This is a genomic window from Arthrobacter nitrophenolicus, from assembly GCF_045833485.1.
In the GTDB taxonomy this organism is placed as follows: domain Bacteria; phylum Actinomycetota; class Actinomycetes; order Actinomycetales; family Micrococcaceae; genus Arthrobacter; species Arthrobacter nitrophenolicus.
On sequence record NZ_CP174504.1, the window covers coordinates 2,690,685 to 2,706,209 of the forward strand.

Consider the following 15,525-nt stretch of genomic DNA (forward strand, 5'->3'; position numbering starts at 1 on the left):
CACCGGCTGGTTACTGCCCGGTGTCCGCCCAGCCCCGGCTGGCCGGACCGCCGTCGGGCCCGTCCTCACACAGCTGGAAAGCGACCCCGGCGGCCTTCTCCACGGCAGCCGACGACGCCTCCCGCGTTCCGGCGCTGCCCGTCCCCGCGTCCAGCCCGGCGGCGTAGCCCACCAGGAACGTGGTGACCGGCGCTGCCGCGTGGATGACGTTGCCCGCGGACTTGCGGGCCAGGTCCAGGAGCAGCTCGTGGTCCACTTTCAGGTCCAGGATCTGCAGGGCCTGCGCCAGCCGGTTGCTCCACTGGTCCAGTACCTGTGCTTCGTCGTCGTTGACTGCCATGGTCCGCTCCTTGCCATCGAAATCGCCGGGTTTTGCCGTCCGCTGCCGACACTACAAGGCTTGCGGACGGAAGTCACCAGCGATGGTCAGGAGAGCCGGGCGTTCACCGCTGCAGGCGAAAACACCTGGTTGACCAGGAGCGAGGACATGCCCCGGATGCCTGCATCCTCGCCCAGGGCCGCCAGCCGGACGTCCAGGTGCCGGGTGGCCCGGGGGAGGGACATGGGGTACAGCGTCTCGCGGATGCCGCCGATCAGCGACGACGAGGCAAGGTCCCCGGCGATCAGCAGCACGGCCGGGTTGAGCAGGCACACCACGGTGGCCATCACCTCGCCCAGCCGCTGGCCGGCCTCATGGGTCAGCCGCATCGTGTCGAGGTTTCCGGCGAGGAGTTGCTGGCGCACGTCCTTGCCCGACGACGCCGGGATCCCCAGCTCCGTGAGCTGCCGGGCAATCGCGCCGCCGCTGGCGCCGGCCGCCAGGCAGCCGAAGGAGCCGCACTGGCACTGCAATGCCGAGAATGCAGGGTGGCGGACATGCCCGATGTCGCCCGCGCCGCCGTCGACGCCCTGGTAGATCTCGCCGTTGATCACCAGCCCGGTGCCGATGCCGGTGGACGCCTTCACCAGGCAGAGCGACGGCGTGCCCTTGAAACCGGCGGTGTACTCGCCGACGGCCATGGCGTCGGCGTCGTTCTCCACCAGTACCGGAACGTCGAAGGTGTCCTGGATGAGTTCCACGACGGGGTAGGCGTCCCAGCCAGGCATAATGGGCGGCTGGCTGGGACGCAGGGTATGCGGATCCACGGGACCGGGAATGGACAGGCCCACGCCGGAAACCTTGGACACGGGGGTCCTGGTCTGTTTCAGCAGCCGCTGCGCCGCGTCCATGATGGCGCGCAGGACCTTTTCCGGCCCGTCGTCGACGGCGGTGTCCACGTGTTCGTCGGCGATGACGGTGCCGTCGAGGTCCGTCAGTGCCACCCGGCTGGACGTTGTTTCCACCGTTGCCGAAATGGTGAAGGAATGCTGCAGGTTGAAGGCAAGGTGGGTGGGCCGCCGTCCGCCGGAAGGCCTGGCAGCACCGGCCTCGCGGATCAGCTCGGCCTTCAGGAGGGCGTCTACGCGCTGTGCCACCGTCATCCGGGACATGCCGGTCTCTTCCTGGATGTCGCCGCGGGTGACTGCTTTTCCGGACCTGACCAAGTGAAGGACATCCCCGGGTCCCACGTACATTTGCTGCTCCTACGGTCGAAAAGGCACTTTCGCAATCCTATTGGCCGGGCAGCCAATAGGGCACAACTCGTGCATCAACATGTCGAATGAGTCTGCAGCTAATGCTAGACAGCTAGACAACATCTGGATAGCCTTTAGGCACAAGTTCGGTGCCTGTGACTGTGCTCACAGCCCGCGGCGGGTAAGCAGCACCCGCTGTGCCGGACAGCCAAAGTCGGCGGTCCCGGCAGGAACAGGCGCCGAATGCGCGAGGACGCGGCATCAAAAGCGCCGCCTAGGACAGGAGCATCGAAGTGATGAGAACCAGAGGCAGATCCACGGTGGCCGCCGTTGCCACAGCAGCGCTGGCCGTGGCAATGCTGGCGGGCTGTACGCAGGACGAGGGTTCGGACACCGGGCCCACAGGGGGAACCGGCGGGGAACCCATCACCGTCTGGACCGCCGACACCCTGCCCGACCGCGTGGCCAAGACCGAGGCCATTATCGAGAAATTCACCGCGGCCACCGGCGTGCAGGTTGACCTGGTGGGCGTCCCCGAGGACCAGTTCAACCAGGTCCTCACCTCGTCGGCAGCAGCAGGCGACCTTCCCGACGTCATCGGCTCCATCTCGCTGGCGCAGGTCCGCACGCTTGCCGCCAATGACCTGGTGGACAGCGACACGAACAAGGCGATCGTGGAGAGCCTCGGCGAAGGCACCTTCTCCGAGCGTGCCCTTGAGCTGACGCGCGACGGCGACGAGCAGCTGTCAGTGCCGGACTCCTCGTGGCAGCAGCTCCTGTACTACCGCAAGGACCTGTTCGAGAAGGCCGGCCTCACGGCGCCCAAGACCTACGACGACATCAAGGCGGCAGCACAAAAGCTGGATACGCCTGAGCTGGCGGGCATCGCCGCGGCCAACAAGCCGGGCGAGGCCTTCACGCAGCAGACCTTCGAGCACATCGCGCAGGGCAACGGCTGCGAAATGGTCAACGACCAGGGCGACATCACCTTCGACAGCCCCGAATGCGTGGGAGCCCTCACCTTCTACCGCGACATGCTGAAGGACTACTCGGTGCCGGGCGCCCAGGACGTGGACACCGTCCGAGCCTCCTACTTCGCCGGGCAGGCAGCGATGGCCATCTGGTCCACTTTCCTGCTGGATGAAATGGCCGGCCTCCGCAACGACGCCGCCCCCACCTGCCCCGAATGCGCCGCGGACCCCGCCTTCCTGGCCAAGAACACCGGCGTCGTGACCGGCATCCAGGGCCCCGACGGCGACCAGCCCGCCCAGTTCGGCGAAGTGGTCTCGTGGACGGTCACCAAGGACTCGGCCAGCGACTCCGCCCGGAAATTCGTGGAGTACTTCATGACCGAGGGCTACGTTGACTGGCTCTCCATCGCTCCGGAAGGACGCCTTCCGGTCCGTGCCGGCACCGCCGACAACCCCACCGAATACGCGGACAAGTGGAAGACGATGCCCGCCGGCGTGGACAAGAAGGAACCGCTGGGCAACTTCTACTCCGAGGACGTCCTCTCCGTGCTGGAGCAGGGTCCCGATGAGCTGAAGCGCTGGGGCATCACGCAGGGCCAGGGCGACCTGGTGGGCGCTGCCCTGGGTGAGCTGCCCATCGCCAAGGCCGTCAGCGACGTCACCTCCGGCGGCGTTGATCCCGAGACCGCAGCCAAGCAGGCGGCCGATTCCCTCAAGTCCATCAAGGATTCGCTGCAGTGAGTTCCACCCAAAAGGACGCTCCGGCAGGACCGGCGGCATCAGCCGCCGGCCTGCGGGGGCGCCGCAAGCTTTCCCCGATGGCCCGCGAGGAGCAGCGCGCCGGCCTCACCCTGCTGTCCCCAACGCTGGTGCTGGTCCTGGTCATGGTGGTGTTGCCCATCCTCTGGACCCTGGTGCTGGCGTTCCAGCGCGTGCGGATCCTCAACATCCGCACGGCAGGGATCTTCGGCCCGTACACCGTGGCCAACTTCGACAACGTCTTCTCCAGCAGCTTCTTCCAGTCGCTGGCAACCACCCTGGCGTACTCCATCCTGGGCACGGCCGGGGCCATCATCCTGGGCCTGATAGCCGCCCTCGCCCTGCGCAAGCCGTTCAAGGGCAGGACGCTGATCCGGGCCTCCATGCTCATCCCGTACGTCGCCCCGATCGTGGCCGTCACCTTCACCTGGACCACCATGCTCGATCCCCAATTCGGGCTGGTCAACTACTGGGGGAAGCGGCTGTTCGGCTGGGAGGAAGCCATTCCGTTCCTCAGCGAGCGGGTCAGGGACGTCTCCCTCCTGGGCCTGGAGTTCCAGATCCCCACAGCCCTGATCACGGTCATCGTGTTCGAGTGGTGGCGGTCCTTCCCGTTCGCCTTCCTGTTCCTCACCGCCCGGCTCAACGCAGTGCCGGACAGCCTGGAGGAGGCGGCCCGGGTGGACGGCGCCACGCCCATCCAGCGGTTCTTCCACATCATCCTGCCGCAGCTGCTGCCCACCATGGCCATGCTGTCCGTCCTGCGCTTCATCTGGACGTTCAACAGCTTCGATGACATCTACCTGCTCACCGGCGGTGGCGGCGGCACCGAAGTGGTGGCCGTTACCGTGTTCAACTACCTCACCGCCCGCGGCGACATTGGCGCGGCATCCGCCCAGGCACTGGTCCTGGCCCTCATCCTGGGCCTGTTCGTGGGCGTCTACATCAAGTTCTTCGCGAAGAAAGAGGAGGTCTCCTGATGGCGGTTCCCGTCGAAACACGGCGCCCGGCCTCTTCGCCCCGGCCCCCTGAAGGGTCCCGCTGGACGCGGGACGTGATCGAAACCAGGATCTTCGGCGTGCTGCGCTGGGTGGTGATCGTCGGCCTGGTGCTGGTGACGCTTTTCCCGTTCTACTACATGTTCATCCTGTCCATCCGGCCCCTGGACTCGCTCCTGCGGGACCCGGGCTCACTGGTCATTCCGCTCGCCGAACTGGACTGGGGCTCCTACGTGAGCATCATGACGCCGCAGGAGGACGGCGGCCAGGGCTTCCTGAGGTTCATGGGCAACAGTGCCCTGGTGGCGCTGGGCACGGTGCTGATTTCGCTGCTGGTGGCCATCCCGGGCTCCTACGCCATCAGCCGGCTGAACTTCTTCGGCCGCCGCCAGGTCAGCGCCCTGTTCCTGGCCGTGTACCTGTTCCCCAGCATCCTGCTGGCCATCCCCCTGTTCACCTTCTTCACCCGCCTGGGCCTGCGCGGCCAGCTGGTGGCGCTGCTGATTGTCTACGTGGCGCAGGTGATCCCGGTGACCATCTACATGCTGCGGAACTACTTCGACACCATCCCCACCAGCCTGGAGGAAGCCGCCGCCCTGGACGGCGCCAGCAGGCTCGGCGTCCTGCGCCGGATCAGCCTGCCGCTGGCCATGCCCGCCATCATCTCCAACGGCCTGTTCGTGTTCATGATCGCGTGGAACGAGTTCCTCTTCGCGCTGCTGTTCCTGGTCAACACCCGGCCCAGCTGGACGGTCTCGCTGGGCCTGTCCCAGCTGGCAGGAAGCATCGAGGTGCCCACCACCGTGCTGATGGCGGGCTCGGTGATCCTGACCCTGCCCATCATCATCATCTTCTTCGCCGCGGAGCGGCTCCTCACCGAGGGCCTCACCGCAGGCGCGGAGAAAGGCTGATGGCGTCCGCAACAGGGGCAGGTACCAGCGGCCTCCGGGAGACCGTCCGTGGTCTCCTGGCGGCGCACTGGCGCGCGGAGCACGGCTACTCGGTGCCCAACCCCGGAACCTATCCGCACCTGTGGCTGTGGGACTCCTGCTTCCATGCAGTCCTCTGGGCGAAGCTGGGTGACGGCAGGGCGGCCGCCCAGGAACTGGACGCCGTCCTTGCCGGCCAGCTTGCCGGCGGGATGGTGCCGCACATGCGCTACGGCGGAGCGGGGCCGGACACCTGGCTGGGTCCCCTTCCCGGGACGTCCTCGCTGACCCAGCCGCCCATGTTCGGGCACGCCGCAAGGGTGATGTCCGACGCCGGCATCCAGCTGTCAGCCGCCACCCTTGCCAGGGCGCGGGCGGGGCTGGACTGGCTGTGGGAGAACCGGCGCACACCCGAGGGCCTCATCTATGTTGTCCATCCGTGGGAAGCCGGAAACGACCATTCCCCGCGCTGGGATGACTGGGGCGCCCCGGGCAGGACCAGTGACGGCTACAGCCGGTCCGCACGGACAGCCTGGAACAAGGAACGCATGGCGGAGGTGTCCTTCTCGGCGGACGGCGCCGCGTGCTGGTCCACGAGCTTCGTCGCCTGCCCGGCGGCCTTCAACGCCTACACCGCCTTCAACCTCCGCGAGCTCGCCGCCATCACCGGCGACCCGGAACTCGAAGCACGGGCGGCGGCGCTCGCGGAGGCCATGGACGAACAGCTGTGGGATGACAGCGAACAGCTTTGGTCAGACCTTGCGGTGGTGGGCGGCGGCCCGTCCGTCAGCATCCCCATCAGCGACGGCGTGATGGGAGCCCTGGTCACCGCAGACCGTGCCAAAGCCAGGGCCGCCCTCGCGCAGCTGGCAGACCCCGCCCGGTTCGGGGCACCCTACGGTCCCGCAAATGTGGCCAGGTCCCACCCCGCGTACGACCCGGACACCTACTGGCGCGGCCCGGCGTGGCCGCCGCTGAACTACCTGTTCCAGCAGGCCTTCCGGCGCCAGGGCATGGACGATGAAGCGGCGTCGCTGGCGAAGCTTACGGAAGCCGGCGCTGTTGCCAGCGGCTGGGCCGAGTACTGGAACCCGGACAACGGACGCGGCCTGGGTGCCGTGCCCCAGACGTGGGCGGGCCTCGTCATTGCCATGCAGCAGTAGCGGCCGCCACAACGGCGCGGGCCAGGCATTCGTGGCCCGCGTCGTTGGCGTGCACGGTGTCCTCCGCCAGCATGGTGCCCGCGTCCCAGCCGTCGGCCTCCGCAACCACCACGCCGGGGAACCTTTCCGCCACCCGCCGCAGTTGGTCGTTGTACACATTCACCAGGCCGTTCGAGCCCCGGTTGTGGGGAGCGTGGAGGCTGAAGTCCAGCAGCGGAGGCTGCGCCACGGCAACCACCAGCGCCCCCGGGGCCGCCCGCCGGAAGGCGGCCAGGATGGTCCGCAGCGCGCCGGCATAGTTTTCAAGGGACGACGGCGACTCGCCGCCCAGGCGAAGATCGTTCAGTCCCGTCATGAGCAGGTAGAGGGCGGCCGGCGGGGGAGCGGCGTCCCGGACCAGCGCGGCTGTTCCGGTGCTGCTGCTGCCGCCGACGCCCCGGTTGTCCAGCTCCAGTCCCAGCCCTGCTGCTGCCCGGGCGGCCAGGCGCAACGACGGCGCGGACGCGCCATCCCCGTCAATCCACGAGTGACCGTACGAAACCATCCGCCGCATCCCGGCTCCTGCCCTCCGCCAGCTACGCAGCCCCGGGTGGGCCGCCGACGTGCCGGCAACGTTATCAAGACCGCTTTCCCGATCGGAAGTCCATGAGCCCCTTTCCCGCCAGCAGCTACGACAAATTTCCCACCGTCACCGTTCCAGGGCACCATCAGGCCTGGACCGGACACGCAGCCTGGCAGGAAGCGGCCCGTGCGGATAAGCCGGTGGTGGTGGACACCTACCCGGGCGTCCGGCTGGATGAACTGAAAGCCTCTATTGCGGAAGCGCTGCCCGGCCACCGGATCCTGGATGTCGAGGACCTTGCCGCCCTGCCCATCGCGGACATCGACGCCCTGATCGCCGCCAACCTCACGGACGACCGCGTCTTTGGCGTCCTGAGCCATCACACCCTTGCCGACTTCTACGACGCCGGAAGGCTTGCCGGCCTGGCAACCCGGGTGTCGGCGTCGGACGTTCCCGTGGTCCTGGTGGGCTGGGGAGCCGCCCTGGTGCCGCTGCCCGAGCGCACGCTGGTCCTCGCGGACATGGCGCGCTGGGAACTTCAGCAGCGCCAGCGAGCCGGGGCCCCGAACTGGCGCTGCCACAACACCAACGAGGACAACCTGCGCAAGTACAAGCGCAGCTTTTTCGTGGAATGGCGGGTGGCGGACCGGCACAAGCGGCAGATGTTCCCCGCCGTCGACTACGTCCTGGACACCAACCGCAGCATCGCCGGGGCCACGCTGATCACGGGGGAGACGTTCCACCGCGGGATGGCCGCGGCCGCCGCGGCACCGTTCCGCGTGGTGCCGTTCTTCGATCCCGGCGTGTGGGGCGGGCAGTGGATGAAGAAGGTCATCGGACTGGACGCGGAGGCGGACAACTACGCCTGGTGCTTCGACTGCGTTCCGGAGGAGAACAGCATCCTGCTGGACGTGGGCGGACAGGTGGTGGAACTGCCATCCCTGAACGTGGTGTTCACCCAGCCCGCTGCGCTGCTGGGACCGCAGACCTTCGCCCGGTTCGGCGCTGAATTCCCCATCCGCTTCGACTTCCTGGACACCATGGGCGGCGGCAACCTCTCGCTGCAGGTCCATCCGCTCACGGACTACATCCAGGACCGGTTCGGCATGCATTACACGCAGGACGAGAGCTACTACCTCCTGGACGCCGGCCCTGACGCGGTGGTGTACCTGGGGCTCAAATCCGGGACGGACCCGGCGGCCATGGTCAGGGCGCTGAAGGAAGCGTCCGACGGCGGCACGCACTTCCCGGCGGAGGATTACGTCAACGCCTTTCCGGCGCGCAAGCACGACCACTTCTCCATCCCGGCCGGCACGGTGCATGCGTCCGGCGCCAACTCGATGGTGCTGGAGATCTCGGCGACGCCCTACATCTTTACCTTCAAAATGTGGGACTGGGACCGGGTGGGACTGGACGGCAGGCCCCGGCCCATCCACGTGGACCACGCCAGCCGGAATATCCAGTGGGACCGCGACACGGTATGGGTGAAGGAGCAACTGCTGGACCAGGTGGAGGAGCTGGGCTCGGGCCCGGGCTGGACCGAGGAGCGGACAGGCCTGCACGAACTCGAGTTCATCGAGGTGCGGCGGCACTGGTTCACCGGCACCGTGGAACACCACACCCGCGGCACCGTCAATGTCCTCAACCTGGTGGAAGGCCCCGAAGCCGTGGTGGAGAGCCCGGATGGCCGCTTCGAGCCGTTCGTGGTGAACTACGCCGAAACCTTCATCATTCCCGCCGCCGTGGGTGCCTACACCATCCGCCCCCACGGTGCCGGGACAGGCCAGAAGCTGGCCACGGTGAAGGCCTACGTCCGCGGCACCGAAACGGACCTGCCCGCCAGGGTTGTCGGCCGGCCCGCCTGAGGGCTGTGCCTAAGGTTCGGCCCGGACTTCCCTCCGAGCTGCCTGCCTCCGGCCGAACTCCCGGGTCCACGCCCACCAGGCGGCCCCCACCAGCCCGGCTTCCTCGGACCGCGCAGCCTTCCGGAGCGGCAGCGCAGCCAGTTGCGGATGTACCGCCACCAGCCCCTGACGGACCGCCGGTTCCACGATGTCCCAGGAGCCGGCCATGGAGCCTCCTACGATGAGGACCTCCGCACCGAACCGCAACAGAAACGGGCCCACGGCCTCGCCAAGGGCAGCAAAGGCGCGCCCAAGGACTGCCACGGCCACGGCGTCGCCGGCCCGGCACGCCTCCGCTATGGCTCGCACGTCCGGGGCGCCGGCGTCGGGCATCTCCGCAGCGTAGGCGCGGCGGATCGCCCGGCGGGAGACGGTCTCCTCAAGCGGGCGGCCCCGGTACTGCAGCAGGTAACAGCTGCCGTCCGGCGGCACGTCCGGCCCGGCCTTCACCGGAACACCGTCGGCAAGGAACGCCGAACCCACACCTGTTCCCAGCGTGAGGCACACGGCCCGGCGGCTGTCCCCGGCAGCACCCAGGGCCACCTCGCCGATGCCGAACGCGTCGGCGTCGTTAAGGAACCAGGCGCTCCTCATCGCGTCCTGCAGCCGTGACCGCAGCCCGGCCCTGATATCCACGCCGCGGAGTTGGTCGAACTTGCCCACATGCTCATACAGGGCCACCCCGTTCGCATAGTCGAAGGGGCCGGGCAGCGCGACACCCCAGCAGCCGTCATGGCGAGCGCCGATGTCCCGTGCCGCGGCCGCCAGGCCATCCAGGAGGGTGTCCGCGGAAGCGTTCGCGTCAAGGCCGCGCCGCACCACGCTGTCCGGGACCACGGCCCACTGCTGTTCCCTATTGCCAGGGCTGCTCACCAGGGCCGCCGTTACATGCGTGCCGCCGATCTCCAGTACCGGCGTTGGCTTGCCGCCGTTGTCCACCTGTCTCCCTCCAAACCCTGCTGTCCGGCGTTTGGTAACAGCTGACGGTCCGCCGCAACCTCGGCCGCCAGGTGCACGGCCGGCTGTGCTGCGGGACCGAAAGCACGGGATAAACATACTGCAGTTTTTGTATAACAACTAGGCACAAGTGGGCTAGTGCTTATGCTAATGTCAGATAGGTCACAGGATGACAGCCTCCACGAACCGAAGGACAAAACTGAAAGTGTCCCGCTTTCTCCGCATCGCCGCGCCCCGCAGCGTGGCTGTTGTTGACCAGCCGTCCGTCCCCCTCGAACCCGGCCAGGCGAGGGTAAGCACCATCTACTCCGGCATCTCGGCCGGGACCGAGCTCACTGCCTACCGCGGCACCAATCCGTACCTCACCTCCGTGTGGGATCCGGCGTCGCGCCTCTTCCAGCCGGGCCGGGAAGCGCTGAACTATCCGCTGGATGGCTGGGGGTATTCCGAAGTAGGCGAGGTGGTGGAAGTTGCGCCACCGGCAGCGCCGGTGTCGGATGCCGCCGAATCGGACCCGCCCGTGAAGCCGGGCGATATCGTCTGGGGGATCTGGGGGCACCGGGATGAGGGCATCCTCGCCGCGGAGACCCTGCGCGGCCACGTCCTGCCGGATGGGATGGACCCCCTGGCCGGCGCGTTCGTCCGCGTGGGTGCCATCGCCCTGAGCGCCGTGCTCGCCGCGGACCTTGGCCCGGGTTCCACGGTGGCGATTTTCGGCCAGGGCGTCATCGGGCTGCTGGCCACCCGCTTTGCCGTCCTGAACGGGGCGGCCGTGATCGCCGTCGACGGCATCGAGAACCGGCGCGCGCACGCGCTGCAGTGGGGTGCCGGCCATGCCCTCAGCCCGTCACCGGAGCTCGCCGGGGACATCAGGCGGATCACCAGCGGAGCCGGCGTGGACGTGGCCATCGAGCTGAGCGGCAATTACCGCGCGCTGCACGAGGCAACCCGCACCGTGGGCGCGGACGGCACCGTCATCGCGGCCGGATTCTACCAGGGCGAGGCCACAGGCGTCCGCTTCGGCGAGGAGTTCCACCACAACCGTGTCCAACTGCTGGCCTCGCAGATCGGTTCCGTGCCCAACCGGCTCCGTTCCCGCTGGACCGTTCCGCGGCTGCAGCAGACGGTGGTGGACCACCTGGCCAAGGGGCTGGTGGACGCACCCTCCCTCGTCACCCATACCTTTCCCCTGGCGGACGCCGCCAAAGCCTACGAACTACTGGACACGGACCCCCAGTCCGCGCTCCAGGTTGTATTGGAGTTCTCATGACCGTCATCACCGTCCAGGAACAACACCTTCCAGGCGCCAGCCTTGAGGAGAAGTTCGACCACGCGCTGGAATGGGGTTTCGGCGGAATCGAGCTCCGCTCAGCCGGCAACCTCGAGTTCGAGGCGAGGCTCCCGGAGCTGCGCCGCGCCCGGGCTGCGGGTGTCGTGATGCCCACGGCCTGCGTGGAGATGTCCCACTTCATCGGCGCGTTCGACGACGAACTCCGGAAGGACGCTGTCGTGCAGCTGAAATCCCAGCTCAGCGTCATGGCCGAGATCGGCGGCCGCGGCGTCATGACCCCGGCCTCGTACGGCATGTTCTCCAGGCGGCTGCCCCCGTTCGTGCCGCCCAGGACCGAGGAGCAGGACACCGCCGTGCTGGTCGAGGCCCTGGCACACCTGGGCGGGCACGCGGCGTCGGAAGGCGTGGAGCTCTACCTGGAACCCCTCAACCGCTACGAGGACCACATGGTCAACCGGCTCGCTGACGGCGTCCGGCTCCTGAAGTTCGCCGGCCAGGACGCGGTGAAGCTGGCACCGGACACCTACCACATGAACATCGAGGAAAGTGATCCGGCGGAGGCGCTGCAGGAAGCGGCGGACTATATCGGCCATGTCCAGGCCAGCGACTCCAACCGGCTGGAACCCGGGGCGGGCCACATCGACTGGGCACTGTTTGGGGCCACGCTGAAATCCATCGGCTACCAGGGGACGGTGGCGCTGGAGTCCAGGCTGTCCGGTCCCGCGGCCGAAGTCCTTCCCCGCGTTCCCTCGCTGCTGGGGCGGTACCTGTGAGCGGCGGCCACACCCGGGATGCCCGGATGGCTGCCCCGGACGGGCGCGGCGCGGACCCCCGCCGGATTGCCGCCCTCGGCACCGCAGTCCTGGAAGCCAACTGGCGCACCACCCACACGGTTCCGGCGCCGGGACTGTATCCGCACCAGTGGAGCTGGGACTCCTCCTTCATCGCCGTAGGGCTGCGGCGCGTCTCGCCCCGCCGCGCAGGGCAGGAAATGGACGCGTTGTTCGCCGGGCAGTGGGACGACGGCCGCCTGCCCCAGATCGTCTTCGATCCGCACCGGGACCAGGATTACGCGCCGGGCGCGTCCTTCTGGCAGTCCACCAGCATCCCCGGCGCACCCCGGCACGCCGAGACGGCGGGCCTGGTCCAGCCGCCCAACCACGCCTGGGCGGTCTGGAAAATCCACCAGGCGGACCCCGCCGAATCACGCCGCCGGTCCTTCCTCGAACGGAGCTACCCCAAGCTGGTGCGCTGGCACGGCTACCTCACCGGCCGCCGGGACCGCCGCGGATCCGGGCTGGCCTGCATCGTCCACCCGTGGGAGTCGGGCACGGACAACTCCCCACTGTGGGACGACGTGATGGCACGAATCCCCGATGACTGCCGCACACCACTGAACCGGCCGGACCTGCAGCACGCCGACGCCGGAGAGCGCCCCAGCCAGAAGGAGTACGGCAAATACTTCTGGATGGCTGAACGCTACCGGGACCACAGCTGCGACGACGAGGACCGGGACTACCCCTTCCTGATGGAGGACCCGCTCTTCAACACCCTCCTGGCGGTGTCAGAGCTGGCGCTCGCGGATATTGCCGCGGAACTGGGGCTGCCCGCCGGAGTCCACCGCGAGCGCGCGCAGCGGACGGCGGAGGCGCTGGAGCAGCTGTATGTTCCGGAGCTCGGCTGCTACTCCGCGCGGGACGCCATCACCGGAGCCGTGGTGCGGAAGGCCACCGTCAACGGGCTGATGCCGCTGCTGCTTTCCGGCCAGGCCCATGCCGACGAACTAATTGCCACCCTGGACGGACCGCGCTTCCTGGGCGGCGGCGCCCTGATGGTGCCCAGCTACGACGCCACCGCGGAGGACCACAATCCGGCGCTGTACTGGCGCGGACCGGCATGGTTCAACATGACCTGGCTGGTGGCCGAGGCCCTGGACCGGCTGGGACGGACCGGCCAGGCGGACTTCCTGCGCGGCAACATCGGCAAGCTCGCGGCGGAGCACGACTTTCCCGAATACGTCGACCCCTGGACGGGTGCGGCGCACGGCACCCGGAGCTTCAGCTGGACCGCGGCGCTGGCACTGGAAACCACCTATCAAAGGAGCGCCCTGTGACCGCCACCGCACCTCCGTCCGCCGTCTCCGTCCTGGTGGCGCACGGCGCCATGATGCGCGGCGCCCCTGATGGCAGCATCGGGCGCGCGCAGGCCGCCGCCCTCGGCACCGAGGGCCTCTACGTGGCGGACACCCGGCTGCTCTCACGCTGGATCCTGGAGATCGACCGGTCTGCCTTCTGGGAGGTCGGCAGCGTCTCGGAACCGGGCCGCCGGCGCATCGCCATGAGCCCCGAGGGCCGGCGGAACCAGACGCATGACCTCTTCGTCGTCCGGACCCAGGAGCTGGACGCGGGCGGCCTCACCGAGACCCTGGCCATCCGCAACCTCGGTCGGGAGCCCGTCACCGCACACCTGGTCCTGGGCGCCGGCACCGACTTCGCGGACCAGTTCACGGTCCGCACGGACGGCAGGACCTTCGACCTTTCCGCGGCTGCCAGCAGCCTCACCGTGATCGACGACGGTTCCCTGACCTTCGACTACACGCACACCCTCGCGGGCCGCACCTTTGAGGCAGGTATCAGGGTCACGGCCAGCATTGCACCGTCGGTCCGCCGTGAGCCGGTGGCCGGGCGTTTCGTGGGTGCAACCCTGACCTGGGACCTTCCCCTGGAAGCCGGAGGGGAACAGGCGCTGACCATCACTGCCCTGACCACCGCGCCGCTGCGGCCGAAGCCGGCAGCGCCGGAGCCCCGCGTGCCACGCCCCGGTTCGTCCGGAAAGCACGTCCCGCAGGGGAAGTCCGCGCAGCCCAAGGAGGACAGTGCGCTCAGGCGCCAAAGCCTCCGGGACCTGGATTCGCTGCTGATGCCCTGCCCGCTGCGGCCGGACCTGACCATCCCGGCCGCCGGCCTGCCCTGGTTCCTCACGTTCTTTGGCCGGGACTCGGTCCTGGCCTCGCTGCTGGCGCGGCAGGACCGCCCTGACCTGCTTCCGGACGTCCTCCGCGCCCTGGCCGCCACGCAGGGGACCGTCCATGACCCCGCCAGGGTGGAGCAGCCCGGCAAAATGGTGCACGAGCTGCGGGTCAGCGAGCTGGCGCAGCTGGGCGCCGTACCGTATGGCCGCTACTACGGGACGGTGGATTCCACCCCGCTGTTCCTGATGGCGCTGGGCCGGGTGGACGATCCGCAGCTTCTCCGGGACATGGAACAGCCGGCGCGCGCGGCGGTGGAGTGGATGCTGGGTGACGGCGGCCTGCGGGACACCGGGTTCCTCCGCTACGCCCCTGATCCCGGCGGGCTCCTGCACCAGGGCTGGAAGGACTCGCACGACGCCGTGGCCGGGGCGGACGGCCGCGAACCTGTGGGTGCCATCGCCCTGGCCGAGGTGCAGGGGTACGCCTGGCGCGGCCTGCGGGAATGCTCCCGCCTCGCGGCCGAGGTCTGGGGCGACCCCGCCTGGGCAGGGCAGCTCCGGAGCCTCGCGGACAAGCTGAAGGTCCGTTTTCGGGTGGACTTCTGGATGCCGGAGCATGACTTCCCGGCACTGGCGGTGGACGGCGAAGGCCGGCAGGTGGATGCGCTGGCGTCCAACGCCGGGCACCTGCTGTGGGCCGGGATCCTGTATCCGGAGGACGCCCGCGCAGTGGCGCTTCGGCTCCTGCGGCCCGACTTCTTTACCGGCTGGGGCATCCGGACCCTTGCCGAAGGGCAGCACAATTACCACCCGCTGTCCTACCACAACGGCTCCGTCTGGCCGCATGACACCATGCTGGCCGCCGAGGGCATGGCGTCCTACGGTCTGCGCGACCAGGCCGCCACCGTGGCGCGCGGCCTCCGCGACGCCGCAGCCTACTTCGGCAACACACTGCCGGAGCTGTTTGGCGGCTTCTCCAGGCAGGACTTTCCGGTTCCGGTGCAGTACCACCACGCCGGGTCTCCGCAGGCGTGGGCCGCCGCCGCCGGCCTGTCCGCGTGCCGGCTGGCGGGGGAAGGGACTCCGCGGACGGGCCAGCAGGCCGGGGAGAAGCGCGACGGCGATGCGGCACCCGCCGCGGAAGCCGCCGTCGTGCCCGGCATGGGGGCCGCCCGTGGCTAGGCCGGCCCGGGCGGGATCCATGCCCGCCGCGGAGCCAGCAAAGGAAACGCGGTGCACGGGCATGGTGGAAGTCCGGGTACGGGAGCCGCAGGAGGCGTCCGCGGCGCTGGCCGATGCGGTCCGGATGGTGGAGGAAGCCGCCAACCGGTACGGCACCGGCATCATGGTCACGGAGGTCGGCGAGGGAAGCTACGTGGTGCGCGCCCACCCGGCCGTTCCCCACGGGCTGGTGCGCCAGCAGGGCTGCGGAGCCGCGCCTTGAAA

14 protein-coding genes are annotated in these 15,525 nt (G+C 68.9%); 10 read left to right on the top strand and 4 right to left on the bottom strand.

Annotation, left to right across the window (positions count from 1 at the left end; all coding sequences use genetic code 11):
- Nucleotides 1-10 precede the first annotated feature (10 nt).
- A complete protein-coding gene (locus tag ACJJV6_RS12580; RefSeq protein ID WP_009356959.1) occupies nt 11-340 on the bottom strand; it encodes a DUF6457 domain-containing protein in 330 nt (109 codons plus the stop codon).
- An 86-nt stretch (nt 341-426) separates the two neighbouring features.
- Entirely contained in the window at nt 427-1,575 is a 1,149-nt protein-coding gene (locus tag ACJJV6_RS12585) for an ROK family protein (protein WP_009356960.1), read from the bottom strand.
- Nucleotides 1,576-1,871: 296 nt separating this feature from the next.
- Here ACJJV6_RS12585 and ACJJV6_RS12590 point away from each other — a divergent pair, with 296 nt between their 5' ends.
- The 4 genes from ACJJV6_RS12590 (at nt 1,872) to ACJJV6_RS12605 (ending at nt 6,395) form a co-directional block, all read left to right on the top strand.
- The gene (locus ACJJV6_RS12590; protein ID WP_354176423.1) at nt 1,872-3,287 is read left to right on the top strand and encodes an extracellular solute-binding protein; all 1,416 of its coding nucleotides are present in this window, start codon (nt 1,872-1,874) and stop codon (nt 3,285-3,287) included.
- A complete protein-coding gene (locus ACJJV6_RS12595; protein ID WP_009356961.1) occupies nt 3,284-4,285 on the top strand; it encodes a carbohydrate ABC transporter permease in 1,002 nt (333 codons plus the stop codon). The genes ACJJV6_RS12590 and ACJJV6_RS12595 overlap by 4 nt, the downstream gene beginning before the upstream one ends.
- A gap of 74 nt (nt 4,286-4,359) precedes the next feature.
- On the top strand, nt 4,360-5,214 hold the full coding sequence (locus ACJJV6_RS12600; protein WP_035752072.1) for a carbohydrate ABC transporter permease: 855 nt from the start codon (nt 4,360-4,362) through the stop codon (nt 5,212-5,214).
- Nucleotides 5,214-6,395: an MGH1-like glycoside hydrolase domain-containing protein gene (locus ACJJV6_RS12605; protein WP_009356963.1), complete on the top strand. Its 1,182-nt coding sequence runs from the start codon at nt 5,214-5,216 to the stop codon at nt 6,393-6,395. The genes ACJJV6_RS12600 and ACJJV6_RS12605 overlap by 1 nt, the downstream gene beginning before the upstream one ends.
- Here ACJJV6_RS12605 and ACJJV6_RS12610 read toward each other — a convergent pair.
- On the bottom strand, nt 6,376-6,948 hold the full coding sequence (locus ACJJV6_RS12610) for an SGNH/GDSL hydrolase family protein (protein ID WP_009356964.1): 573 nt from the start codon (nt 6,946-6,948) through the stop codon (nt 6,376-6,378). The two genes, ACJJV6_RS12605 and ACJJV6_RS12610, sit on opposite strands and share 20 nt — an antisense overlap.
- 92 nt (nt 6,949-7,040) lie before the next feature.
- On the opposite strand from ACJJV6_RS12610, the gene ACJJV6_RS12615 reads away from it, so the two are divergent.
- Complete coding sequence (locus ACJJV6_RS12615; RefSeq protein WP_407709035.1) at nt 7,041-8,822, top strand: class I mannose-6-phosphate isomerase; 1,782 nt, start codon at nt 7,041-7,043, stop codon at nt 8,820-8,822.
- Between the two features lie 9 nt (nt 8,823-8,831).
- On the opposite strand, the gene ACJJV6_RS12620 is transcribed toward ACJJV6_RS12615, so the two are convergent.
- Nucleotides 8,832-9,800 carry an ROK family protein gene (locus ACJJV6_RS12620; RefSeq protein ID WP_354176370.1) on the bottom strand — a complete coding sequence of 323 codons (969 nt, stop codon included), beginning with the start codon at nt 9,798-9,800 and terminating at the stop codon, nt 8,832-8,834.
- A gap of 223 nt (nt 9,801-10,023) precedes the next feature.
- On the opposite strand from ACJJV6_RS12620, the gene ACJJV6_RS12625 reads away from it, so the two are divergent.
- From ACJJV6_RS12625 to ACJJV6_RS12645, 5 genes are read left to right on the top strand one after another with little or no spacing between them, the layout of a single operon-like run.
- Nucleotides 10,024-11,088, top strand: a complete 1,065-nt coding sequence (locus tag ACJJV6_RS12625) for a zinc-dependent alcohol dehydrogenase (protein ID WP_407709036.1) — start codon at nt 10,024-10,026, stop codon at nt 11,086-11,088.
- Entirely contained in the window at nt 11,085-11,882 is a 798-nt protein-coding gene (locus ACJJV6_RS12630; RefSeq protein WP_009356968.1) for a sugar phosphate isomerase/epimerase, read from the top strand. The genes ACJJV6_RS12625 and ACJJV6_RS12630 overlap by 4 nt, the downstream gene beginning before the upstream one ends.
- The gene (locus ACJJV6_RS12635) at nt 11,879-13,222 is read left to right on the top strand and encodes an MGH1-like glycoside hydrolase domain-containing protein (protein ID WP_407709037.1); all 1,344 of its coding nucleotides are present in this window, start codon (nt 11,879-11,881) and stop codon (nt 13,220-13,222) included. Before ACJJV6_RS12630 ends, ACJJV6_RS12635 begins: the two co-directional genes overlap by 4 nt.
- Entirely contained in the window at nt 13,219-15,261 is a 2,043-nt protein-coding gene (locus ACJJV6_RS12640; RefSeq protein ID WP_407709038.1) for a glycogen debranching N-terminal domain-containing protein, read from the top strand. Before ACJJV6_RS12635 ends, ACJJV6_RS12640 begins: the two co-directional genes overlap by 4 nt.
- Nucleotides 15,254-15,523, top strand: a complete 270-nt coding sequence (locus tag ACJJV6_RS12645) for a hypothetical protein (protein WP_407709039.1) — start codon at nt 15,254-15,256, stop codon at nt 15,521-15,523. Before ACJJV6_RS12640 ends, ACJJV6_RS12645 begins: the two co-directional genes overlap by 8 nt.
- Nucleotides 15,524-15,525 lie beyond the last annotated feature (2 nt).

Bases quoted from the DNA above. Each gene is read 5' to 3' on its own strand.
- ACJJV6_RS12580 (WP_009356959.1), bottom strand. From the start codon at position 340: ATGGCAGTCAACGACGACGAAGCACAGGTACTGGACCAGTGGAGCAAC.
- ACJJV6_RS12585 (WP_009356960.1), bottom strand. From the start codon at position 1,575: ATGTACGTGGGACCCGGGGATGTCCTTCACTTGGTCAGGTCCGGAAAA.
- ACJJV6_RS12590 (WP_354176423.1), top strand. From the start codon at position 1,872: ATGAGAACCAGAGGCAGATCCACGGTGGCCGCCGTTGCCACAGCAGCG.
- ACJJV6_RS12605 (WP_009356963.1), top strand. From the start codon at position 5,214: ATGGCGTCCGCAACAGGGGCAGGTACCAGCGGCCTCCGGGAGACCGTC.
- ACJJV6_RS12610 (WP_009356964.1), bottom strand. From the start codon at position 6,948: ATGCGGCGGATGGTTTCGTACGGTCACTCGTGGATTGACGGGGATGGC.
- ACJJV6_RS12615 (WP_407709035.1), top strand. From the start codon at position 7,041: ATGAGCCCCTTTCCCGCCAGCAGCTACGACAAATTTCCCACCGTCACC.
- ACJJV6_RS12630 (WP_009356968.1), top strand. From the start codon at position 11,085: ATGACCGTCATCACCGTCCAGGAACAACACCTTCCAGGCGCCAGCCTT.